At 75.1% G+C, this 22,466-nt stretch carries 11 protein-coding genes; all 11 read right to left on the bottom strand.

Annotation, left to right across the window (positions count from 1 at the left end):
• Positions 1-63: 63 nt before the first annotated feature.
• Genes ACMTAK_RS42035 through ACMTAK_RS42085 form a run of 11 tightly spaced genes read right to left on the bottom strand, consistent with a single transcriptional unit; the run spans position 64 to position 22,457 of the window.
• The gene (locus ACMTAK_RS42035; RefSeq protein ID WP_413810984.1) at positions 64-999 is read right to left on the bottom strand and encodes a class I SAM-dependent methyltransferase; all 936 of its coding nucleotides are present in this window, start codon (positions 997-999) and stop codon (positions 64-66) included.
• Positions 996-2,816, bottom strand: coding sequence for a condensation domain-containing protein (locus tag ACMTAK_RS42040; protein WP_413810985.1), 1,821 nt, complete (start codon positions 2,814-2,816; stop codon positions 996-998). The genes ACMTAK_RS42035 and ACMTAK_RS42040 overlap by 4 nt, the downstream gene beginning before the upstream one ends.
• Positions 2,813-6,196 (bottom strand): non-ribosomal peptide synthetase, encoded by a 3,384-nt coding sequence (locus tag ACMTAK_RS42045; RefSeq protein ID WP_413810986.1) that lies wholly within the window; start codon positions 6,194-6,196, stop codon positions 2,813-2,815. The genes ACMTAK_RS42040 and ACMTAK_RS42045 overlap by 4 nt, the downstream gene beginning before the upstream one ends.
• Positions 6,193-9,480, bottom strand: a complete 3,288-nt coding sequence (locus ACMTAK_RS42050) for a non-ribosomal peptide synthetase (RefSeq protein WP_413810987.1) — start codon at positions 9,478-9,480, stop codon at positions 6,193-6,195. The genes ACMTAK_RS42045 and ACMTAK_RS42050 overlap by 4 nt, the downstream gene beginning before the upstream one ends.
• Entirely contained in the window at positions 9,477-13,982 is a 4,506-nt protein-coding gene (locus tag ACMTAK_RS42055) for an SDR family NAD(P)-dependent oxidoreductase (RefSeq protein ID WP_413810988.1), read from the bottom strand. Before ACMTAK_RS42055 ends, ACMTAK_RS42050 begins: the two co-directional genes overlap by 4 nt.
• Complete coding sequence (locus tag ACMTAK_RS42060) at positions 13,972-17,286, bottom strand: non-ribosomal peptide synthetase (RefSeq protein ID WP_413810989.1); 3,315 nt, start codon at positions 17,284-17,286, stop codon at positions 13,972-13,974. Before ACMTAK_RS42060 ends, ACMTAK_RS42055 begins: the two co-directional genes overlap by 11 nt.
• Positions 17,279-19,030, bottom strand: coding sequence for a hypothetical protein (locus tag ACMTAK_RS42065; protein WP_413810990.1), 1,752 nt, complete (start codon positions 19,028-19,030; stop codon positions 17,279-17,281). The genes ACMTAK_RS42060 and ACMTAK_RS42065 overlap by 8 nt, the downstream gene beginning before the upstream one ends.
• Positions 19,027-20,232, bottom strand: coding sequence for a 2-oxo acid dehydrogenase subunit E2 (locus ACMTAK_RS42070; protein ID WP_413810991.1), 1,206 nt, complete (start codon positions 20,230-20,232; stop codon positions 19,027-19,029). The genes ACMTAK_RS42065 and ACMTAK_RS42070 overlap by 4 nt, the downstream gene beginning before the upstream one ends.
• Positions 20,229-21,251 (bottom strand): alpha-ketoacid dehydrogenase subunit beta, encoded by a 1,023-nt coding sequence (locus ACMTAK_RS42075; protein ID WP_413810992.1) that lies wholly within the window; start codon positions 21,249-21,251, stop codon positions 20,229-20,231. The genes ACMTAK_RS42070 and ACMTAK_RS42075 overlap by 4 nt, the downstream gene beginning before the upstream one ends.
• Entirely contained in the window at positions 21,248-22,198 is a 951-nt protein-coding gene (locus ACMTAK_RS42080) for a thiamine pyrophosphate-dependent dehydrogenase E1 component subunit alpha (protein ID WP_413810993.1), read from the bottom strand. Before ACMTAK_RS42080 ends, ACMTAK_RS42075 begins: the two co-directional genes overlap by 4 nt.
• A complete protein-coding gene (locus ACMTAK_RS42085; RefSeq protein WP_413810994.1) occupies positions 22,191-22,457 on the bottom strand; it encodes an acyl carrier protein in 267 nt (88 codons plus the stop codon). Before ACMTAK_RS42085 ends, ACMTAK_RS42080 begins: the two co-directional genes overlap by 8 nt.
• Positions 22,458-22,466 lie beyond the last annotated feature (9 nt).

Genomic DNA, 22,466 nt, shown 5'->3' on the forward strand with positions numbered 1-22,466 from the left:
TCTCCTCCGCTCGCTGACGTGCTCGAAGCCGTCCGGGGCCGTCCGGGGCCGTCCGGCCGTGGGTCACGGACGGCAGATCAGGACGCACGAGAGGGTGGAGGCGTTCGCCCGCGCCTCGTCCTCCGTGCACCCGGTCATCGGGAACACCGCCTCCGTCAGCACCTCCAGCCCGGCGTCCCGTACGTAGGCGGTGACCTCCTCGGGCGTCCGCCACAGATTGATGTGGTCCGGCGCCGGGCTGTTGACCGGGATGTTGACGAAGAGCCGGCCGCCGGGCCGGACCAGGTCCCGCAACCGGCGCAGCGCCGCCTCCGGTTCGTCCACGTGCTCCAGCAACTCGCTCGCCACCACGTGGTCGAACCGCTTGGTGGCCGGGGCCGTGCGCAGGTCCTGCCGGTGCAGCCGCGCGGTGTGCCCGAGCCGGGCCAGCGCCTCGCGGGTGCACGCGATGCTGCCCTCGCTCACGTCCCAGCCGGTCACCCGGGCGCCGGCCCGCTCGGCGGCGAGCGCCAGCAGCAGACCGTGCCCCGGGCCGACCTCCAGCAGCGTGTCGCCCTCCCGCACCGTGGCCAGGAAGTCCGTGACGTAACGGTGCAGGGCCCGCGTCTGGTTGACCCAGAACAGCTGCGAGAGCAGCAGGCCGTCGGTGTAGCGGGCCATGTAGGCGGCGTCCAGGCCTATACCGTCCAGCACTTCCTGGAAGGTCCGGTAGCGGTACTCGCCGGTCAGCTGGAAGTGATAGTCCTCCTCCAGCATCCGTTCACAGGTCCAGCGGTAGCCGTCCGCACAGCGGTCCAGCTCGTCACCGGCGATGGCCAGGACCGACCGGGCGACGCTCTCGCAGAAGCCGAGGTGTTCCTCCTCGCAGCCGCCGAACCGTACGGCGAGGAAGTCGCCGTGCTCCGGCCACCGGGCCAGCACCCGCTCGGCGATCCGGGACAGCGCGTGCCGCCCCTCCAGGGCCTCCGGCAGCCGGGTGTGTTCCGTCGGTGTCGTCATCCCAGCCCCATCCGTCGCTTGATGGCGTCGAGCCGGTCCGCGTCCACTCCGGCGGCCCGCGCTCCCGCGGTGTCCACCGCCCGCCGGGTCAGCTCGCCGATGTGGCGGACGTATGTCTCGGTGAGCGTCCGGGCGTCCTCGGCCGACAGGTGGTCGTGGGCGTGGGTCAGCTCGACGACGAGTTCGCGCTCGACCGCCGTCACCACCAGCTCCAGCTGGTAGCGGCGCGGCGCCTCGGCGCTCTGGAGCACGCTCGGCACCTGCGCGGGCGAGCCGAAGACGGCGTCGTCCACGGACCGTTCGAACCGGCCCAGGTAGTTGAAGCTCAGCCGCGACTGCGGCAGCTCCGCCAGCCGTGCGCCCTCCCCGCCGGAGAGGTACCGCAGCAGCCCGTACCCCAGGCCGTGGTGCGGCACCGCGTCGAGTCGGCCGCCCACGGCCGCCACCTCGTCCGCGGGGTCGCCGCCGGCACCGGTGGGCAGTGGAAGCCGGACGGGGAAGATCGAGGTGAACCAGCCGACCGTGCGGGCCACGTTCGCCCCGCCCTCGACCACCTCCCTGCCGTGGGCCTCCAGATCGAGCTGGAGTTCCGTCGCCCCCGTCGCCCCCGGCCAGGCCCGCAGCAGCGCCGCGAGGAGCAGATGCAGCGGGGACAGGCCACGGGCGGGCGCCTCCCGCAGCAGGGCCTCCGTGACGTCCTGGCCGAGCTGTCTGCGTACGGTGGCGCTGCGGCCGATCGTGTTGCGCCGCGGGCCGTCGCCTGGCACCTCCGGGGCGGTGAACGGCAGGGCCGCCGCCGAGGCGTCCGGGACGGACCGCCAGTACGGCAGCTGCCCGGTGACATCCGGATGCTCCACCCAGCGGTGCAGCAGCTGCGCCCAGCGCCGGAACGAGGTCGTACGGGCGGGCAGCCGGGGTTCCCGGCCCTCCTCCAGCGCACGGTAGGCGCGCTCCAGGTCGTCGGTGAGCAGTCGCAGCGAGATGCCGTCCACCACCAAGTGGTGGGCCACCAGCACCAGCCGCTGCCGGGCCGCCGGGCCGTCCTCCCGCAGCAGCAGGGCCGACATCAGGGGCCCGTCGGCGAGGCTCAGGGACCGCTGCGCGGCCTCGACGGCCGCGCCCTCCCGCGCCCGTCGCGCCGCGTCCGGCTCCTCCGGCAGGCGCACCACGGTCAGCGGGGGCTCCGGGGCGGTGGCGCGCACCTCGTGCCGCCAGCCGTCGCCCGGGCCGTCCCCGTGCCCGTCCCCGGCCGCGTCCTGGCGGAAGACGCTGCGCAGTACGTCGTGGTGGGCCACGACCGCGCACAGCGCACGGTGCAGCAGCTCCGGGTCGACGTTCCGGCGGACCGGGAGGTACAGCGTCTGGTCCCAGTGCCGGGAGCCTCCCAGATCCTGTTCGAAGAACCAGCGCTGAACGGGCGTCAGCGGGACGTCGCCCAGTGGCTCGTCCTCCGCGTCCCGCGCCCCGTCCTGATCCGCCGCCAGCTCCGCCAGCCGCGCCACGGTCTCCGCCTCCAGCACCTGCTGCGGGGAGACGGCGATCCTCTCGGCACCGGCCCGCGCCGCGATCTGCATGCTGATGATGGAGTCGCCGCCCAGCGCCCAGAAACTGTCGTGCACCGAGAGTTCCGGCACCCCCAGGCAGTCGGCCCAGATCCGGACCAGTGCTTCTTCGGTGGCGTTCCGCGGCCGCCCGCCGTCCGCCGGGGCCGGGGCGGGGGCGGCGGTGGCACGCTGCTCGTCCAGCAGCCGCTGGAGCTCTTCCCGCTGGGCGGGGGACAGCCGGTTGAGCCGTTCGGTGAAGCCCGAGGTGGTCATGACCGATCTCCTGTGGGTACGGGAATGTCTCCGGTCGTACGCGGGGCGCGGTGCGGGGGCGCGGCGTCGGGCGGGGGCGTGGCCGGTTCGGTGTCGGGTGCGGACGTCGGGCGCCCGCGCAGATGGGCCAGTGCGGCGCGGTCGGACGCGGCGGCCGCCCCGAGCTCCGCGTCCACCTCGGCGAGCAGGGCGCGCGGGGTGCGCACCCTCATCAGCCGGCTCACGCCCAGGCCGACCGAGAACACGTTCCTGATCCGCCCGGTCAGCCGGATGGCCAGCAGCGATTCGCCGCCCAGCGCCAGGAAGTCCGCGTCCGGCTCCACCCGGCCCGTGGGCAGCACGTCCTCCCACAGCCGCAGCATCGCCTCCAGCGCGGGCCGCTCGCCGGAGGCCGCCACCGGGGAGGCGCGCCGCGGCGGCTCCGGGTCCGGGAGGGCGCCGCGGTCGACCTTGCCACTCGTGGTCACGGGCAGAGCCGGAAGCCGGACGACGCGCCAGGGCACGAACGGCGCGGGCAGCTTCTCGCGCAGCGCCGACCGCAGCCGCGCCTCCGCCTCGGCCCAGTCCCGCGGCCCCGCACCGTCGGAGGGGATGCCTGAGGGGACGACGTAGCCGATGAGGCGGCGTTCCCCGGCCAGTTCCCGGACGACGACCGCCGCGTCCCGTACGCCCGGCAGGTGGCGCAGCGCGGCGCGCACCTCGCCCGGTTCCACCCGGTGCCCGCGGATCTTGACCTGGTCGTCGGCACGGCCGAGGCACTCCAGGGTGCCGTCCGCGTGCAGCACGCCCAGGTCGCCGGTGACATACATCCGGCTGCCCGGCCGCGCCGCCAGGGGATCGGGCAGCAGCCGCTCCGCGGTGGCCCCCGGCCGCCCCAGATAGCCGCGGGGTACGGCGGCCCCGCCCACGCAGATCATCCCGGGCACCCCGACCGCCACCGGACGCCACGCCTCGTCCAGGACGTACAGGTCCACCCCGTCGATGGGGGAGCCGACGCCGGGGCGCGCGGGGTGGTCGCCCGGGTCGCCGGTCAGCCGCAGGCTGCTGACGACCTGGCACTCGGACGAGCCGTACTGGTTCTCCAGCCGGACCCGCGCCTCGGGGCCGTCCAGCAGCCGGCGGACCGGGCCGGTCACCTCCAGTGGCTCACCGGCGGTCATGATCTCGCGCAGCCGGGGGAGCCGTACGCCGGTCCGGTCGGCCGCGGCGGCGACCTGGCCGAGTGCCGTGGGCGACATGTACCAGCGCTGCACCTCCCGGTCGCGGACCAGCGCCACCAGGCGTTCGAAGTCCGTACGGTCCTCCTCGTCGGCGAGGACGAGGCAGCCGCCGCCGCCCCAGGCGGTGAAGATCTCCTGCGCCGAGACATCGAAGGTGAACGACACCTGCGCGAGCGTCCTGGCGGGGGAGGGGACCGAACCGTGTGCCAGCTCCCAGGCGAGCATCCCGGCCACCACCCCGTGCTGCATGGCGACGCCCTTGGGGCGTCCCGTGGAGCCGGAGGTGTAGGTGACGTAGCACAGATCCTCCGGAACGCTCCCGGAGCCGGGCGGCACGGCGGGCGTGCCGCCGGTGGCTTCGGGCCCGTCGAGGTCGGCGCGCAGCCGTGGCGGACCCGCCCCGGGGAGGCGGTCATGGGTGCCCTCCTCCGTCACCAGGACCGCCGCCCCCGAGTCGGCGAGCAGGAACTCCAGCCGTTCGTCGGGGTGGTCGGGGTCCAGTGCGAGATACGCCGCCCCCGCCTTCAGCACACCGAGGATGCCCACCAGCGCCCGGGTGCTCCGCCGCAGCAGCAGCGCTACCACGGTGTCCCGGCCCGCCCCGAGGGCGCCCAGCCGGGTGGCCAGCCGTGCGGCGCGGGCGTCGAGTTCGGCGTAGCCGCACACCCGGCCGTGGTCGTCCACGGCCGGCGCGTCGGGGGTACGGGCCGCCTGCCGCGCGACGATGTCGTGGAGCGGCATCGCGGCGAGCGCGGCCGGGCCGTCGCCGGTGCGGGTCCGGGCGGGGCCCCGGGCCACCGAGGGCCGCGCCGAGGACTCCCGTACGGCGGACACCGGCTCGTCGGGACCGGCGGCCATCGCGGTGACGGCCGCTTCCACCCGCCCCAGCACGGTCCGGATCTCCTCGGGGCCGAACCGCGCGGGGTCGTAGAACAGCCGCAGCCCGAGGGCCCGTTCGCCGGGCAGCACCACGAACGTCAGCGGGTACGTGGTGTCCTCGACGTACCGCCACAGCGTCACCGAGGTGCCGGGGCCCAGGTCCAGAAAGGTGCCCTGGTCCGGATAGTTCTCGAAGGCCACGATGGTCTCGAACGGGGGCGCCTCCGCGACGCCGCCGCACGCCCGCCGCACCTCGGGGATGCCCAGGTGCTGATGGGGGAGGGCGGCCGTCTGGCCGCGCTGGATGCCCCGCAGCCAGTCGCGCAGCGTGCCCCCGTCGGAGGCGTCCAGGCGCTGCACCACGGTGTTGATGCACGGGCCGACGATGCCGTCCGCACCGGGCAGGTCCGGCGGCCGGGACGCCACCGTGACACCGAACACCTGCGGGCCGGGCCCGATGTGCGAGAGCGCCACCGCCCACGCGCCCTGGAACCAGGTGCTGAGACTCACCTGTGCGGCCCGCGCGGCCTCCCGCACGGTCGCCGACAGCGCCTCGGGCAGCTCGTGTTCGGCGCTGCCCGCCGCGGCGCGGCCCCGGCGCTCCCGTGCGTCGCCGGGGCGCAGCACCAGCCGGTCCGCCGGGGGCAGGGTGCCGAGCCGGTCCTTCCAGAAGCGCGCGGCCGCCTCGTCGTCCTGCCGGTCCAGCCAGTCGACGTAACTCCGGAAGGGCCGGACCTCCGGCAGGGCCGCCGCGTCCACCCCGCCCGCCCGGTGGACCGCTCCGACTTCGGCGAGGATCTTTGGCATCGACCAGCCGTCGATCACCAGATGGTGCACCGTCCACACCAGGAAGGTCCGGTCCCGGGCACGCAACACCGCGAGCCGCGTCAGCGGCGGCCTGGCCAGGTCGAAACCGCGGGCGCGGTCGGCGGCGAGGAACTCCTCGACGCCCGCCTCGGTCTCCTCGGGGGACAGGCCGGTCAGGTCCAGCTCCTCGACCGGCATGGTGCAGGAGGACGCGACGACCTGGACGGGCGTCTCCACCTCCTCCCACACGAATCCGGTGCGCAGCACCGGATGGCGCCGCACCACCGCCTGCCAGGCGGCGCCCAGGGTGTCCGCGCGCGGCGGGCGGGCCGGTGGTTCCGTCGTGCACTCGAACACGAACTGCTCGGTGTAGGCGCCGGGTTCCTCGGCCCGCAGCGAGTGGTAGAGCATGCCGGTCTGGAGCGGGGTGAGCGGATAGATGTCCTCGATGCCGCCCCTCGTGCCGTCGCTCATGCGGTGGTCCTCCCGTCCTCGGGCGCCGGCCCCTCGACCTGGTCCAGGAGTCGGCCGAGCGCGTCGTCGTCGACGTCGGCGAGAGCGGGCAGCGCCGCGCGGTCGACCTTGCCGTTGACCGTCAGCGGTACGGTCGGCACCCGGTGGATCCGGGTGGGCACCATGTGGTCCGGAAGGGTGTCGCGCAGCGCGTCCCGCAGTCCGCCGAGCAGGTCCGGGCGGTCCGGCGGGGTGACGGCGTACGCGACGAGCTGGGAGCGGCCCCCCGGCCCCGGTTCGGCCACGACCGCGGCCGCCTCGACACCGGGACACTTCAGCAGGGCGGCCTCGACCTCGGCGGGCTCGATCCGGTAGCCACGCACCTTGATCTGGTGGTCCGTCCGGCCGACGAAGGTGAGTTCGCCCCCGGGCAGCCGCCGCACCCGGTCCCCCGTGCGGTACATCCTGGCGCCGGGCCGTTCCGCGTACGGATCGGGGAGATACGCCCCCGCGGTCAGGCCGGGCCGGTCCCGGTAGCCCCGGGACACGGCGAGCCCGCCGACGTACACCTCGCCGACCGCGCCGACCGGTACGGGGTCGAGTTCGGCGTCCAGGACGTAGAGCCTGACGCCGTCGAAGGGCCGTCCGATGGGCAGCGTGGCGCTGAGGTCCGCGGTGTGCTCCTGCCAGGTCTGCACGATGGTGCCCTCGGTGGGGCCGTACGCTACGAAGAACCGGCAGCGGTCGGTCCACCGGCGCCGCAGCTCCGCCGGGATGAGGTCGCCGCCGGTGAGGGCGAGCCGGACGTCGGGGACCGCCGCCGGGTCGACCAGGGAGAGCAGCGCGGGCGGCAGATACACCAGCGTGGCGCCGCAGGCGCGGATGACGCTCTCGATCGTCTCTTCCGCCCGCGCCACGTCCGGCGGGCCCAGGCACAGCGTGGCGCCGCAGGCGAGCGCCATGAAGATCTCCCACACCGAGGCGTCGAAGTTGAAGGAGACGACCTGGAGCACGCGGTCGTCCGGGCCGATGCCGAAGTCGGCCCGCGAGGCGGTGATGACGTTGGCCAGGGCGCGGTGGGTGATCTGCACCCCCTTGGGCCGGCCGGTGGTGCCCGAGGTGTAGATGACGTAGGCGAGCTGGTCGGGCCCGATGCCGGGTCCGGCCCAGGTGTCGGGTCCGGTCCCGGCGCCCGGTGCGGTGTCCGGGACGGCGCCGACGTCGATGACCTCGGGGACCTGGGCCGCCATGGCGAACGCGGGAGCCTCCCCGCGGGTGAGAACGGCGGACAGCCGCGCGTCGCGCGCCATGTAGGCCAGCCGCTCGGCGGGGTAGGCGGGGTCGAGGGGGAGATAGGCCGCGCCCGTCTTCAACACGGCCAGCAGCGCCGCCATCTGCTCGGGCGAGCGGCCGATGTGGACACCGACCAGGTCCTCGGGCCCCAGCTGGCGCGCGGTCAGGGCCGCCGCCAGGGCGTTCGCCCGGGCGTTCAGCTCCCCGTAGGTGACGCCGCCGCCCGCATGCCACAGCGCCTGGTGATCCGGCCGCGCCGCGGCCTCGCGCTCGACCATGCGGTGCACCGGCAGCCAGGCCGCCTCGCTCTCCGTCCGCCCCGGCTCCGCACCGCCGAGCAGCTCGGCGTGCTCCTCGGCGGTGAGCATCGGCAGCCGGGTGGCGGGCTGTCCAGGGTCCGCGGTGGCCAGGGCGCGCAGCGACGCGACGAAGTGGCCGTGCAGCCGCTCGGCGGTGGCGGCGTCGAACAGGTCGGTGGAGAACTCGACGTACCCCGCCAGCTCCCCGTCCCGCTCCTCCAGATACCAGTTGAGGTCGAACTTCGAGGTGCCCGTTCCCGGGTCCATGACCCGTGCCCGCAGCCCCGGCGGCGGCACCGCCTCCCGGCCATCGGCGAACAGCACCAGGGCGCACTGCACCAGCGGCGGCACCCCCAGGGCGCGCCGGACCCCGGCGGCGTCGGCGATCGCGTCCAGCGGCAGCTCGGCGTGGTCCTGGGCGGCGGCGATGTCCTCGTGCAGCCGGGTCAGCAGCGTGCCGGTGCCGGGACGGTCGTCCAGCCGGATCCGCAGCGGCACCGTCTTGGTGAGGTAGCCCACCACCTGGTCCAGTTCGGGCCGCACCCGCCCGGCGACGGGGAAGCCGAGGACGAAGTCGTCCTGGCCCGTGTACCGCCGCAGGGTCAGCGCGCACCCGGCGGCCAGCGCGGTGAAGAGGGTGACGCCCCGCTCCCGGGCGTACGACGTCAGCGGCCCGACCACCGTGCGCGGCACCCGCACCGGGATCCGCGCGCCGCGGAAGCCGCGGACGGCCGGGCGGGGGCGGTCGGCGGGCAGCTCCAGCACCTCCGGCACGCCGTCCAGCCGCTGCCGCCAGAAGTCCGCCAGCCGCTCCCGCCGCTCGTCGGTGAGCCGCCCGCGCTCCCAGGCGGCGGCGTCCACGGCGCCCAACGGAGTGCCGTCCGCTGCCGGGCCCTCGCCGCCGTACAGCCCGAGCAGATCGTCCACCAGGACGCGCAACGACCAGGCGTCGCACACGAGGTGATGCAGGACCAGCACGAGCAGGACGCTGTCGTCCGTCAGCCGGATCAGCGTGGCCCGTAGGGGCGAGCGGGCCAGGTCGAGCGGCGCGACGGCGGCTTCGCGCACCAGCGCCTCGGCCCGCTCCTCCCGCTCCCCGGGCGGCAGACCGCTCAGGTCCTCGGTGTGCCAGCCGGGGTCGGGCCGCTCCCGCACCGTGGCCACCGCCCGCCCGTCCCGTTCGGTGAAGACGGTGCGCAGCGCGCTGTGCCGCCGCGCCAGCTCCTCCAGCGCCGAGCGGATCCGCTCCTCGGCCGGGCGGCCGTCGGGCCCGTCGCCCCTGTCGAGACTGCCGAGTTTGCCGAGACTGTCGAGCCGCAGGGTCAGCGGTACGTTGTACGCGGCGTTCGCCGGGTCGGCGCGGTACAGCGCGTACAGCCCTTCCTGGCCGGGGGACAGCGGCAACTCCGCGCCGGCCGGCTGCCGTGGGATCCGCGCCGCCTCCTCCGTGGCCTCCCGCAGGGTGCGGCGGAAGTCGCCCAGCCGGGTGGCGGGGGTCAGCGACCGCAGCGGCAGCTCGACGCCCAGGGACCGCCAGCAGGCGGCGAGCACCCTGACCGCGCGCAGCGAGTCCCCGCCCAGGTCGCTGAAGAGGACGTTGTCGTCCGTTCCCGCCCGGCCCAGCACGGACTTCAGGGCCTCGGTCAGGATCTCGTCGACGCGGTCGTCGAGCGAGCCCTCCGGTGCGGCACCCGTCACCAGGTGTTGTGTCATGCCGGTCCCTCCCCTTCGTGCGCGGTACGGCCGTTCGGCGTCGGTGTGCGGTCGCCCCCGGCCAGCCGCGCCAGCCCGGCGGCCGTGGGGTGCGTGAACAGGTCCTGGGCGGTTACCGCGGTGTCGAAGCGGTCGTTGAAGCGCTGCGCGATGCGCATGGCCATCAGCGAATGACCGCCGAGGACGAAGAAGTTGTCGTGGAGGCCGATGCCGCTGACGCCGAGCGTCTCCTCCCAGATGCGCAGCACCGCCAGCTCCCGCTCGTCGCCCTCCACGGCGCCGTTTCCGTCCGCCTCGCCGTCGCCGGAGGCGGTCGGCGCGTCGGTGCCGTGCGGCGCGGAGTCCGGCGAGCCCCGCCCGGCGAGCAGGTCGTCGGGCGGGCGGGGCGAGACGGCCAGCTGATGGACCGGAAGGTGGCCCAGGGCCTCGGTGAACAGTTCGCAGGCCTGATCCGGGTCCAGGCCCGGGGCGAGATCCCGCGAGGTCAGTTCCCGGTGCCGCCGCTCCACGTCCCGTGCCATCCCGGTGTCCTGCCAGCGGTCCCAGTCGAGGGACAGCGCCGGAATGCCCAGGGTGCGTGAGGCGTGCACGGCGAAGGTGTCGAGGAAGGCGTTGCCCGCGCAGTAGGCGGCCAGCCCGACCGACCCGGAGAAGGAGCCCAGCGAGGAGAACAGCGCGAGGAAACCGGGCCGTACACCGGCCGCGTCCAGCGCGTCCACGAGCGCGTACGCCCCGGTCACCTTGGCGCTCAGGCCCTCCGCCAGGGCCTGCGGGGTCAGGAACTGGAGCATGCCGCCGCCGGGCGCGGCGGCCGCGTGGACGACGCCGTCGAGGGCGCCGAAGCGGTCGCGTGCCTCCCGCAGGACCTCCGCCATCCGGGCGCGGTCGGTGACGTCCGCCCGGCGCACCAGGATCCGCGGATCGCCGTCGAGCGCGTCGCTGTCCTCGGCGCCGCGCCCCACCAGGACCAGCCGGGCGGCGTGGCGCTCCGCCAGATGCGCGGCGAGGTGGCGGCCCGCACCGCCGAGGCCCCCGGTGATCAGATACGTGCCCCCGTGGACCAGGGCCGGGGCGTCGCCGCCGCGCGCCAGCGGCATGAAGCGGCGGGTCCAGCGGTGGCCGCCGCGATAGGCGGCCACGGGGTCGGCGCCGCGCTCCGCGGTGGTCTCCGCCGCCAGCGTCGCGGCGAGGGCGCGCAGTTCGGCCTCCGCGCGCTCGCCCGGGTCGATGTCGGCCACCCGGAGCCGTACGTGGCCCAGCTCCAGCGGCAGCACATGGGCGGCTCCGGCGAGGCAGGCCGCGACCGGGACCGGCCGTTCGGCGCCGGTGACGTCGAAGGCCGCGCGGGTGACGAGCGTCAGCTCGGCCGGTGCGGTGGTCCGCCCCAGCGCATGGGCCAGGGCCAGGAAACCGGCGGGCACCGGCTCCCCGTTCGAACTGCCCGACCACAGGTCGAGGATGCGCAGCGGCTCGCCGCCGTCCCCGGGCCCGTCCGCGCCGTGCTCCTCCCGCGCGGCGGCCAGCAACTGGGCACACTGGTCCGGATCGGCGGGGTCGAGGACGTAGGCCGGCCCGTCCTGGTGGAACGCGCAGCCGGCCGCTCCCGCGCGCGCCACCAGCGGTTGCGTTCCCCGCGCGGCGAGGTGGCGCAGCACCTGCCCGGCGAGCGGGGAGGCGTCGGCCAGGACGAGGGGGCGCCGCGGCGGGGTGGCCCGCGGCGCGGGCGGAAGCGGTGTCCGCTGCCAGCTCGCCGCGTACAGCCCGGGCCCGGCCGGGGTGCCGTCCGGGGGGCCACCGAGCGTCGCGGGGGTCTCCCGGGCCGGGGCGGCGGGGGTGAAGGTGCGCCGGGTGAAGGGGTAGCGCACCGAGGGCTGCCGGGTCCTGGTCTCCTCGGCGTAGAGCGCGGCGGGGTCGACGTCCGCGCCGCTCACCCACAGCCCGCCCAGGGCGCCGAGCAGCACCTCGCCGTCCTCGCTCGGGGCGTCGGGATGCGGCAGCGTGTGGACGACGGTGGCCTGAGCGGTACGCGGATGGGCGCGCACCACGGTCGAGAGCGTGGTGCCCGGACCCACCTCGACGAAGACCGGCCGTTCGGCCGTTACGGCGGCCAGCCCGTCGGCGAAGCGGACCGTGCGCCGCAGGTGGTCCACCCAGTAGCCCGGGTCGGCGACCTCGTCCCCGGCGAGCCGTCCGCTGACGTTGGAGATCAGGGGCCGGGAGGGCGGCCGGAGCGGGATGCCCTCCAGGAAGGAACGGAACGCGGGCAGGGCCGGATCGACCAGCGCCGAGTGCGCCGCGGTGGCGATGGGAACGCGACGGCAGTCGATCCCGTCGGCGGTGAACCCGGCTCGGGCGGCCTCGATGGCCTCGCCCGGCCCCGAGATCACGCACATCCGGTCTCCGTTGACCACGGACAGCGACAGCTGCGGGGTGAGCCTGCGGCGTATCTCGTCCTCGGAGGCCGCGACGCTCAGCATCGCGCCGCCGGTGATGCCGGACAGGATCTCGCCGCGCCGCACGACGACCGACAGCGCGTCCGCCTTCTCGAAGACCCCCGCGAAGTACGCCGCGGCGTACTCCCCGAGGCTGTGCCCCAGGAAGACGGTGGGGCGCACCCCGCGCGCCAGCAGGAGCTCGCCGAGGGCCGTCTCGGTGAGGAAGAGCGCGGGCAGTCCGACGGACGGATCCGCGAGCGGGTCGGAGGCGCCGGTGGCGCGGTCGCGGCGGGCCGACAGCGCGTCGCGTATCCGGGCGCGCAACTCCGGGTCGGGCAGCAGGTCCAGCCCCTCGTCCAGGGCGCGGCGGAAGACCGGCTCGTCCTCGTGGAGGCCCCGGCCCATGCCCGCGTAGTGCGCCCCGCCACCCGGGAAGAGGAACACCGTCGCGTCGGGCCGCTCGGTGTCCGCGTCCCCGTACAGCAGCGCCGGTGTCCGGCCCGCCCGGAGCCGGCCGAGGGCCGCGCGGCGGTCGGGCACCACGGTCGCGAGGCGGTGCCGCATGGGGTGCCGCCCGGCCAGGGTGTGGCAGACGTCCCCGAGGTCGGCCTCCGGCTCGGCCTCCAGGAAGTCGGCGCAGGCCGCGGCGGTGTGGCGGAGCGCGGTCTCGTCGCGGGCCGAGAGGGTGATCAGGTGCCAGGGGCGGCCGGACGGGCACCGGGGCGCCGCGGGAGCCTCCTGGAGGATCGCGTGGGCGTTGGTGCCGCCGATGCCGAAGGCGCTGACCGCCGCCCGGCGCGGCCCGTCGCCCGGTTTCCACTGCCCGCCCTCCCGGTCGAAGCGGAACGGGCTGTCGGCGACGTCCAGTTCGTCGCTGACCCGGGACAGGTTGACGCTCGGCGGCAGATGGCCGTGGTGCAGTACGAGCACGGCCTTGAGGAAACCGGCGATCCCCGCAGCCACATCGGTGTGCCCGATGTTGGCCTTGACCGAGCCCACGGCACACCGGCCGGTCGCGGTGGCGCCCCGGGAGCGGTACGCGCGGGTGAGAGCGGAGAGCTCGACGGGATCGCCCAGCCGGGTGGCGGTGCCGTGCGCCTCGACGTACCCCACGGTGTCCGGGTGCACATCGGCGTTGGCCAGGGCCTGGGCGACGACGCGCTGCTGACCGACGAGTCCGGGCGCGGTGTAACCGACCTTGTCCGCACCGTCGTTGTTGACGGCGCTGCCCTTGAGCACCGCGTAGATCCGGTCGCCGTCGGCGAGGGCGTCGGCCAGCCGCCGCAGCACCACCACCCCGGCCCCGTCGGCGGGCACGAAGCCCGCCCCGTCGGCGTCGAACGGGCGGCAGTGGCCGTCCGGCGACATGATGCCGCCGGGCTGGTAGCGGTAGCCGCGCGGCCGGAGCGCCGTCCAGGACACGCCCCCGGCCAGCGCCATGTCGCACTCGGCGGCGAGCAGGCTCTGCGCGGCCAGGTGCACGGCGACCAGCGAGGTGGAACAGGCGGTCTGCACATTGATGCCGGGTCCGGTGAGGCCGAGCTTGTGGCAGACCCGGGTCGGCAGGAAGTCCTTGTCGTTCGAGGACATCTGCTGGAACACGTCCATCGGGCTGGTGAGCAGCGCCTCCAGCGGCGCCGGCTGATGGGTGCTCACCGTCTGTCCCGCGAACACCCCGATATCGCCGGGGAAGCCCGCCGGGTCGTGTCCGGCGTCCTCCAGCGCGCGCCAGGCGCATTCGAGGAAGATGCGCTGCTGCGGGTCGAGCATCGCCGCCTCGGCGGGGGTGTAGCCGAAGAAGTCGGCGTCGAAGGCGTCCCCGTCGGGGACGACGCCGGCCGCGCCCACGAAGTCCGGGTGGCGGATGATGTCCTCACCGACCCCGGCGGCCCTCAACTCGGCCTCACCGAACCGGGAGACGGCCTCGACGCCGTCCCGGATCAGCCGCCAGTACTCCTCGGGGTTCCCGGCCCCGGGGAAGCGGCAGTCCATGCCGACGACGGCGATGTCGAGCAGCCCTTCGGCACCGGCGTCCGGTGCCGGGTGCTCGGGGTGATCAGCGTGCATCGCGTGTCCTCCCCTTCCTGGCACGCAGCGCGCTGACGGCGGCGTGCCGTTGGTCACGGGCGGCGTCGGGACCGGGATGCGACCCCCTGCCCTCGACGGCGGTCTTCCGGTCCGGAGCGGTCTCCTGGTCCGGAGCGGTCGCCTGGTCCAGATGGGCGGCGAGCAACCGGACGTTGTGGGCGCCGAACAGCTCGGTCATCGGTACGCGGGTCCGCCACCGGTGCTCGATGCGCTCCCGCAGCCGTACGAGATCCACCGAGGTGCCGCCCAGCGCGAAGAAGTCGTCGTCGGCGCCGACCCGTTCCAGGCCGAGGATCTCCGCCCACATCGCGGCGAGCGCGGTCTCGGTGGCGCCCCGCGGCGCGAGGTGGCCGTGTCCCGGCCCCTGCCGGTCCCGGCCCGGATCGGGCAGGGCGGTGTAGTCGGTCTTGCCGTGCGAGGTGAGCGGCAGCCGGTCCAGCACCACGAAGGCGGACGGCACCAGATAGCCCGGCAGCAGGGTGCGCAGATGCCCGGCCAGCCCGGAGGCGGTCGGCGGCGTGGGACCTGTGGCCTCCACGTACGCCACCAGCCGGCGCTCCTGCGGGGTGTCCCCCCGCGCGGTCACGGCCGCGTTGGCCACCTCGGGGTGGCTCCGCAGCGCCTCTTCCAGCTCACCCGGTTCGACCCGGACACCGCGGACCTTCACCTGGCGGTCGGCCCGGCCCAGGAACTCCAGCTGCCCGTCGGCGCGCCAGCGCACCAGGTCGCCGGTGCGGTACAGCCGTTCGCCCGGTGGTGCGGTGAAGGGATGCGGTACGAATCGCTCGGCCGTCAGCCCCGGCCTGCCGAGGTAGCCCCGGGCCAGCGGGGCGCCCCCGATGTGGAGTTCCCCCGGGGTGCCGACGGGGACGACGTTCATCGCCGGGTCCAGTACGTACACCTCGGTGCCGCCGATCGGGCCCCCGACGCCGGGACGGCCGCCGCCGGGCGGGCAGACGCCCGCGGTCGCGGCCACGGTGGTTTCCGTGGGTCCGTAGGCGTTGACCATCCGGCAGCGCCCGGACCAGCGGTCCGCGAGCGACGCGGGCAGCTCCTCACCGGCCGCGACGAGCACCTCGACCCCCAGGTCGTCCCCCGTGGGGACCGAGGACAACACCGAAGGGGACAAGGTGAGATGGGTCGCCCGGCTTCCGCGCACCTCGGCCACCAGGGCGCTGCCGGAGAGCGGGCCGGTGTCCCCGGGCAGGCACAGGGTGCCGCCGCTGAGGAGCGCCATGACCATCTCCCACACCGAGGCGTCGAACGTGACCCGGGCGAACTGCAACACCCGCGCGCCGCCCAGCTCCCCGAGGAGCCCGCGCTGCGCGGCGGCCAGGTTGACCACCCCCCGGTGTTCCAGGGACGTCCCCTTCGGGGCGCCGGTGGAGCCGGAGGTGTAGATGACGTACGCCAGGCTCCGCGGCGACGCGCACGGTTTCGGCACGGGCGTGCCGGAGGAGAGCGCGTGGCCGGTGGCGCTCCACCGGTCCAGGCGCAGCACCGGAAGGGTGTCCGGGACGTGGCCCGGCGGCTGCTCCCGGTCGGTGATCAGCAGGGCGGGGCGGGCGTCGTCCAGGACGTACCGGATGCGGTCGGCCGGGAGCTCGGGGTCCAGCGGCAGATAGGCGCCGCCCGCCTTCCACACCGCCAGCACGGCGGTGACGAAATCCGGTGTCCGGTCCGCCATCAGGCCCACCAGGCGCTCCTCCGACACGCCGTGGCCGCGCAGCACGGCCGCCAGCCGGTCCGAGCGCTCGTCCAGCTCCCGGTAGGTGAGCCGGGCTCCGCCCTGTTCCACCGCGGTCGCCGACGGGGTGGCGGCCGCCTGCCGGGCGAAGACCTCCTCGGCGCGCCCCGGCCCGCCCCGCGGCAGAGCGGGTCCCCGCCCGCACCGCAGCAGCCGCTCGCGCTCCGCGGGGCGCAGCAGGGGGAGTTGGCTCAGCCGCAGTCCGGGGTGGTCGAGGGCGGCGGTGAGCAGCACCTCGTAGCGGTCGATGAGCGCGTCGACGGTGGCGGCGTCGTACAGCCTGGTCGCGTACTCGGCGCGTACGGTCAGGGCGTCACCGTCGTCGGCCACCACCCACGACAGGTCGAACTTCGCGCAGCCGTTGTGCACCGGCACCGGCTCCACGGAGCAGCCGTCCAGCGTCAGCCCCGGGTGCGGTGGTTCGGTGCCGAACGTCGTGTGCACCAGCGGCGGCAGCCCGGGGTCCCGCTCCCGCACCACCTCGGCCACCAGCCGGTCGAAGGGCACCTGGTGCTCGACGGTGTCCCACACCGACTCCCGCACCCGCTCGGTCAGTTCACCGAAGGCGGGATCGCCGGACAGGTCCACCCGATACACCAGGGTGTTGACGAAGCAGCCGACCACGTCCTCGTCCTCCGCCCGCGGGCGGCCCGCCCAGGGGGAGCCCACCAGCAGATCGGGCTCGCCCCCGGATCGGGCCACCAGCGCGCAGTAGGCGGCCAGCAGCGTGACGAACGGGGTCACCCCGTGCTCCAGCGACACCGACCGCACCGCCGCGGCGAGGTTCCTGTCCAGACGGCGCACGCGCACCGCACCGGCCAGGTCCTGTACGGCGGGCCGCTCCCGGTCGGTGCGCGGGCCCGACCCGGGCGGCGGGCCCGCCAGCCGGTCACGCCAGTGGGCCAGCGCCTCCTCGACCTCGCGTTGCCATGCGGCGGTGGCCTGCCGGGCGCTGTGCGTGCGGTACGGGACGGCGGGGGAGAGGGCCGGGGGTTCCGGCCCGGCCGCGTGGGCGGCGTAGGCGGCGGACAGCTCGTCGAGGAGGACGCGCAGGGACCAGCCGTCGACCACCGCGTGGTGGAAGACCAGCGAGAGCACATGGTCGCCGTCCGCGAGCCGCAGCAGCCGCGCCCGCATCACCGGTCCGCCGCGCACATCCACCGGGCGCAGCGCCTCGTTCGCCATGGCCGCCCGCCAGCCGCCGGGGGGCGGTTCCTCGACTGGCAGGTCCGGCCGGAAGGCCGGGTCCCGGTCGTCGTGGACGCGCTGGTGGAGGGTGCCGTCATGCCAGTGCAGCGTGGTGCGCAGCGCCTCGTGCCGCGCCACCAGCCCGGCCAGCGCGCTCCGCAGCGCGGCGGTCTCCAGCGGGCCGCGGATCCGCAGGACGACGGGGACGGTGTACGCCGCGGTGTCGGGGTGGACCTCCTCCACCAGTAGCAGGGCCTTCTGCTCGACGGAGGCCCGCTGCTCGGCAGGGCGCCCGTGGCCGGCGCGGCCGCCGGGCACGAGCCCGGTGCGTACGGCGCTGTCAGTCATGGGCTCCTCCTGGGCCGTCGTGGTGGTCGCCCGCCGGGCCGGGCCGGTGGTCGCTGTCCGCCGAGCCGGGCCGTTGGCCGTCGTCCGCCGTTGTCACGCGCACCTCGCCCCCGCCGTGCGCCCGGTGCGGGCCCGCGGCGGCGCGGAGGAAGCCGACGGCGGGGTGGTTTCTGCCGGTGTCCCGGTAGTGGAGGACGAGTTCGGCGGCGCCCCGCTCGGCCGCCAGGTCCACCAGAGAGCGCAGCAGCAGGTCCTCCACGCCCTTGCCCATCACCACGCAGGACACGGAGAACAGCTCCACATGCCACGTGGCCTCCGCGACCCGCACGCCGATCACCGCCGCGGTGCCGTAGTCGCCGTACCGGTCGGCGACCCGGGCGGACAGCAGCAGCAGCCCGGCGCCGGAGGCGGCGGTGAACGCCTCGGGAGCGTGGGGCAGGGCGAGGGTGAAGTCGTGGGCCCGGTCGGCCACGTCCGACTCCGCCGCGATGTCCTGCCCGTCGTGCTCGGTGAGTCGCGTACGGACACCGAGGTCGCGCAGGAACGCGGCGTAGTCGTCCGCCGCGCCCGCCACGTCGTCGGTGTCGGTGGGCCGCGCGTCCGCGGGGGCGTCGCCGGGGTACGCGGTGACCGGCGGCACCAGGTCGAACGCGCCCGCGTCCAGCAGCCCGAGCCTGGCCCGGTCCGCGGAGCCCTCGCAGACCACGACCCGGCCAGGGAACTGCCCGGCCTCCGTCTCGGGGGTGCGAGGCCCGGTCAGCACGGCGACGGTGGACGTGGTCACGCCCCGCGCCGTGGCGAAGGCGGCCAGGTCCTCCGCGACCGTGCGGCCCTCCGCGATCCACTCGGCCGGGACCCGGGCGAGCGCGGGCGCCAGCGCGGCGAGCGCGCGGCGGGCCTCCACGGCGCGGCGGCCGGTGCGGTACGCGAGCGGACGCTGAAGCGGCAACTCCTCCAGCGCGGTGGCCAGTTCCGCGGCCATGTCGTCGCCGGGCGGCGCGGCCGCGTCCAGTACGAGCCCGTCGAGGTCGGCCAGCACCCCGTGGCAGCCCTGGCCGTGCCGCGCCAGCAGCACCCGCGCCAGCTCGCCGCCGAGCCGGAAGAACACGTCCTCGGTGAACGGCACCCGGGCGAGCCGGAAGAGCGCCGGGTGGGAGGCGTGCCGCACACCGACCGCGCGGACCGCGTCCTCCAGGTCCACCACACACGCGTGGGGATCGTCCGCCAGCCGTGTGCGTACCGCCTCCCGCGACGCCACGGCGCGGGCCGCTGCGCCCCGCGGATCGCCGCTGTCGCCCACGCCCGGCGAGGGCGCGCACGGCAGCGGGGGCAGCACCCACACCAGCAGGGCGCCCCAGCGGCGGGCCGCGTCGAGGGCGGTGGCCGCGAGCCGTTCCAGGTCCCGCGGATCGCCGCCGGGCCCCTCGGGCTCCTCGGAGTCACCGCGCGCGGCACCGGTGGCGGGACGGTCCTCAGGGCGGGCGCAGACGACGACCGCGTCGGGGCGGAACCGCGCGGTGGCGCCGTCGTCCCGCAGGCACTCCTGCGCGATCTGGTTGAACGGCCCCATGAACAGCTCCGGTTCGGCCCCCGCGTCGTCGAGCGGCGTACCGAGGTGCGGCACCAGCGGGTCGGCGGTGAACGAGGCGAGCACCGCGACGCGCAGACCGGGCGCGTCGGGGGCGGTACGGCGCTGCCAGGCGCGCACATTGCGGCCCGCGTCGGCGGGCAGGACGGGCGTCATGGTGCCTCCGGGGATTCGGGGGCGGGAGCGACGGGCAGGCCGGGGTGCTCCAGGGTTTCCTTGAGCGCGCGGAGGAAGGCCATGGCCGTACGGCCGTTCAGCACCCGGTGGTCGTAGGCGAGCCCCAGGTTGACGACGCGCCGCCGGCGGGGGGTGTCGTCCGGGTCCAGCACGACCTCCTCCAGCACACCGGGCAGCACCACGCTGCACGTGTGGCCGGGGAAGACGATGGGGCGTGCGAGCACCACGTCGTCGTCGGTGTGGAGCGAGAGCGCCACCCCGCTGTCCGCGAGGTGTTCGGCGCGGAAGCTCCCCCGCAGGGACCGCATCCGGAACTCCATCAGCCGGCGCGCGATGTCGGCGTACGACAGGGTCTCCGCGTTCCGTACGGTGGCCACGAACAGGCCCTGCCCGGTGTCGATGGTGACGCCCACGTGCGCGGTGGGATGGACGCGGACCGCGTCCTCGCCGACGAGCGTGGCGAAGCAGTACGGGAAGCGCGGGCGCAGCGCGGCCATCGCGGCCACGAGCAGTTCGGGCAGCCCGATGAGGGCCTGGTCGGTGCGGCTCAGCCGGGCGGCGTGCTCCAGCGCGGCGTCGACGTCCACCCGGACCACCACGAACGCCGAGGGGACGGTGCGGTGCGACGCGCTCACGGTGGCGGCGACGGCCCGCTGCTGGGCGGACAGCGGCTCGGTCCGGCCGTCCGCCTCCTCCGCCCCCTCTGCCTCTCTCACGTTTTCCGGAGATCCGGCGTGCCCCGGTGTGCTTGACGCGTTCGCCAGCAGCTCTTCGACATGCGAGCGCCGTACGACCGTGCGGCCCAGGCCGTGCAGGCGTTCCGGCGGGATGCCGTGTTCCTCGGCCAGTTCCCGGGCCGCGCGCGTCACGGTGCAGGTCTCCTGCGGTGTGTCCGCGGGCCCGGCCGTCGGTGGGTGCGCCGGGGCGCTGCCGCGCTCGTACGCGGCCCGGTCCGGGTGCAGTACGGCCACCGGGTCGCCCACGGCGCAGTCGCTGCGGGGCTTCACCCGCAACTCCAGTACGCCGTCGCCGGGGCTGGTGAGTTCGACCACGGCCTTGGAGGTCTCCAGCAGCGCGATCTCCTGGCCGTCGGTGACCTCCTCGCCGTCCTCGGCCAGCCACTCCAGGAGCAGATAGGCGGTGTCGTTGCTGTTGAACTTCGGTATCCGTACCGCGGTCACCGCACGGCCCTCCTGACGGTGTCGCGGATGGTGTCCTGCTGCACGAGGACCTGCCTCTCCAGATGCGGTGCCGCGGGGATGACGCTGTCGCGGGAGGAGATCAGCTGCACCGGGCGGCGCAGCCGGCCCCACAGCTCGTCGTGGAGCCGGGCGGCGACCTCGCCGCCCCAGGTGCCTCCCGCGGTCCCCTCCTCCACGACGGCGATGTGCGCGCCGTCGTGGAACGCCGCCACGGGCGGCCCGGTGTCGAAGGGGTGGAGGCGGGAGGGCACCAGCAGCCGGCAGCAGATCTCGTCCTCCAGCAGCAGTTCACGCATGGCGCCCAGCGCGCGGTGCACCATGCCGCCCGCGGCGATGAGCAGACAGTCCGCGGTCTCCTCACCGGCCACGCCGACCTCGGCCCACCGGCCGGACCCGCCCAGGTAACGGACCTCGAAGAGGTCGTCCACCGCACGGCCGGTGACCATCCGGCGGGCGTAGAGGGTCTTGTCCTCGAAGAACACGCACGGCTCGCCGAGGGAGAGCATGTGCGTCAGGACCGTGTGGTTGTCGTGCAGGGGCGACATCTCGAAGAGGGAGAGGCCGGGCACCCCGATGAAGTGTTTCTGCGGGCTCTGGCTGTGCGTCGGCCCGTAGCCCCGGTTGCCGCCGACGGGGCAGCGCACCACCAGGCGCAGCGGCACCCGGTGCCCGTACATGGAAACCGACTTGGCGGCGAAGTTGACCAGCGGGTCGAAGCACAGGGTGGCGAAGTCGCCGAACATGATCTCGGCGATGGCGCTCTCCCCGCACAGCGCCAGCCCGCTCGCCATCCCCACGATCGCGCCCTCGCTCAGCGGCGTGGACCGCACCCGCTCCGGATGTGCCCCGGTCAGCCCTTTGGTGACCTTGAAGGCGCCGCCGTACGGGTCGGCCACGTCCTCGCCGAGCAGATACAGATGCGGGTCGTCGGCGAACAGGGTGTGCAGGGCGCCGTTCAGATCCTCCGCCACGCGGGGTGCGCCGGCCGTGGTCGTCATGCCGTCCCTCCCGTGTCCGTCGGCTGCCACCGCGCGGGTGGCCGCGCCACCACCTCGCGTACCAAATCCGCCATGAGGGCCTCCTGTTCGGCGTCCAGACGGCGGAACTGCTCCGGCTCGACGGCCGGGTACAGCCGGTACCAGTCGTGGCGCCGGGCCTCCTCGACCACCTCGGGGGGCCGGGTGTCGTCGCCCTTGCTGTGCGGGCCGAGCCGGTGCGTGGCGAACTCGACCACCAGCGGGCCGCCGCCCGCGCGGACCCGGCCGACCGGTTCCGCCAGCCGCCCGCGCGCCGCGTTGATGTCGATGCCGTCGACGCGCTCGTACGCGATGCCGAAGGCGGCGCTGCGGCTCGCCACGCTGCCCGCCATCTGCGCGGATGTCGGCGTGGACTGGGCGATGCCGTTGTTCTCGACGACGACCAGCAGCGGAAGGTGCCACAGGGCGGCCATGTTCAGCGCCTCGTAGACCGCGCCCTCGCCCCAGGTGCCGTCCCCGATGTGCACGACCACCAGTTCCGACCGGCCGCGCCGCTTGGCGTGCAGGGCCATGCCACAGCCCACCGGAAGGCTCTCCCCCTGCACACCGGTGGACAGGAAGCGGTCCCGGTGGACGTGCTGGCTGCCGCCCACGCCGTTGCAGACGGCCCCCTCGCGCCCCAGGATCTCGGCCAGCAGCCCCGCCGGGTCGTCGTACCGCGTCAGATAGTGGCCGTGCCCGCGGTGGTTGCTGAGGACGTAGTCGTCCCGCAGGAGCGGGCGCAGCGCCACGGGCACGTATTCCTGTCCCAGACAGGTGTGCACGGTCCCGTGCAGCTCACCGGCGGCGAACAGGTCGAGCAGCGCGGTCTCGAAGTGGCGGATCAGCAGCAGGGTCCGCAGATCCTCGTCGCTCACCGCGGAGAGCGGCTGGGGCAGGACGGCCGTGTGCAGCATGGTGTCAGACATTTCGCTGCTCCGCTCTCGCTGCGGGCACCGCACCGGCCTCCACGCCCTTTTCGCGCAAGGCCGAGCGGATATCACCGACGGAGGTGATCCGGGTGAGTTCCGCATAGTCGAAGGAAACGCCGTAACTCTTCTCCAGGCGCATGATGAGATGCACGTGCCGCACGCTGTCCCAGTTCTCCAGTTCGCCCGGGCGGGAGGAATCCACGACCCGGTCGGGCGTGATGCCCAGGACATCGGCGACGATCTCGGTCAATTCCACTCCGGACAC

The organism is Streptomyces lacaronensis (genome assembly GCF_047337785.1).
Lineage (GTDB): Bacteria > Actinomycetota > Actinomycetes > Streptomycetales > Streptomycetaceae > Streptomyces > Streptomyces lycopersici.

Bases quoted from the DNA above. Each gene is read 5' to 3' on its own strand.
- ACMTAK_RS42035 (WP_413810984.1), bottom strand. From the start codon at position 999: ATGACGACACCGACGGAACACACCCGGCTGCCGGAGGCCCTGGAGGGG.
- ACMTAK_RS42040 (WP_413810985.1), bottom strand. From the start codon at position 2,816: ATGACCACCTCGGGCTTCACCGAACGGCTCAACCGGCTGTCCCCCGCC.
- ACMTAK_RS42045 (WP_413810986.1), bottom strand. From the start codon at position 6,196: ATGAGCGACGGCACGAGGGGCGGCATCGAGGACATCTATCCGCTCACC.
- ACMTAK_RS42050 (WP_413810987.1), bottom strand. From the start codon at position 9,480: ATGACACAACACCTGGTGACGGGTGCCGCACCGGAGGGCTCGCTCGAC.
- ACMTAK_RS42055 (WP_413810988.1), bottom strand. From the start codon at position 13,982: ATGCACGCTGATCACCCCGAGCACCCGGCACCGGACGCCGGTGCCGAA.
- ACMTAK_RS42060 (WP_413810989.1), bottom strand. From the start codon at position 17,286: ATGACTGACAGCGCCGTACGCACCGGGCTCGTGCCCGGCGGCCGCGCC.
- ACMTAK_RS42065 (WP_413810990.1), bottom strand. From the start codon at position 19,030: ATGACGCCCGTCCTGCCCGCCGACGCGGGCCGCAATGTGCGCGCCTGG.
- ACMTAK_RS42075 (WP_413810992.1), bottom strand. From the start codon at position 21,251: ATGACGACCACGGCCGGCGCACCCCGCGTGGCGGAGGATCTGAACGGC.
- ACMTAK_RS42080 (WP_413810993.1), bottom strand. From the start codon at position 22,198: ATGTCTGACACCATGCTGCACACGGCCGTCCTGCCCCAGCCGCTCTCC.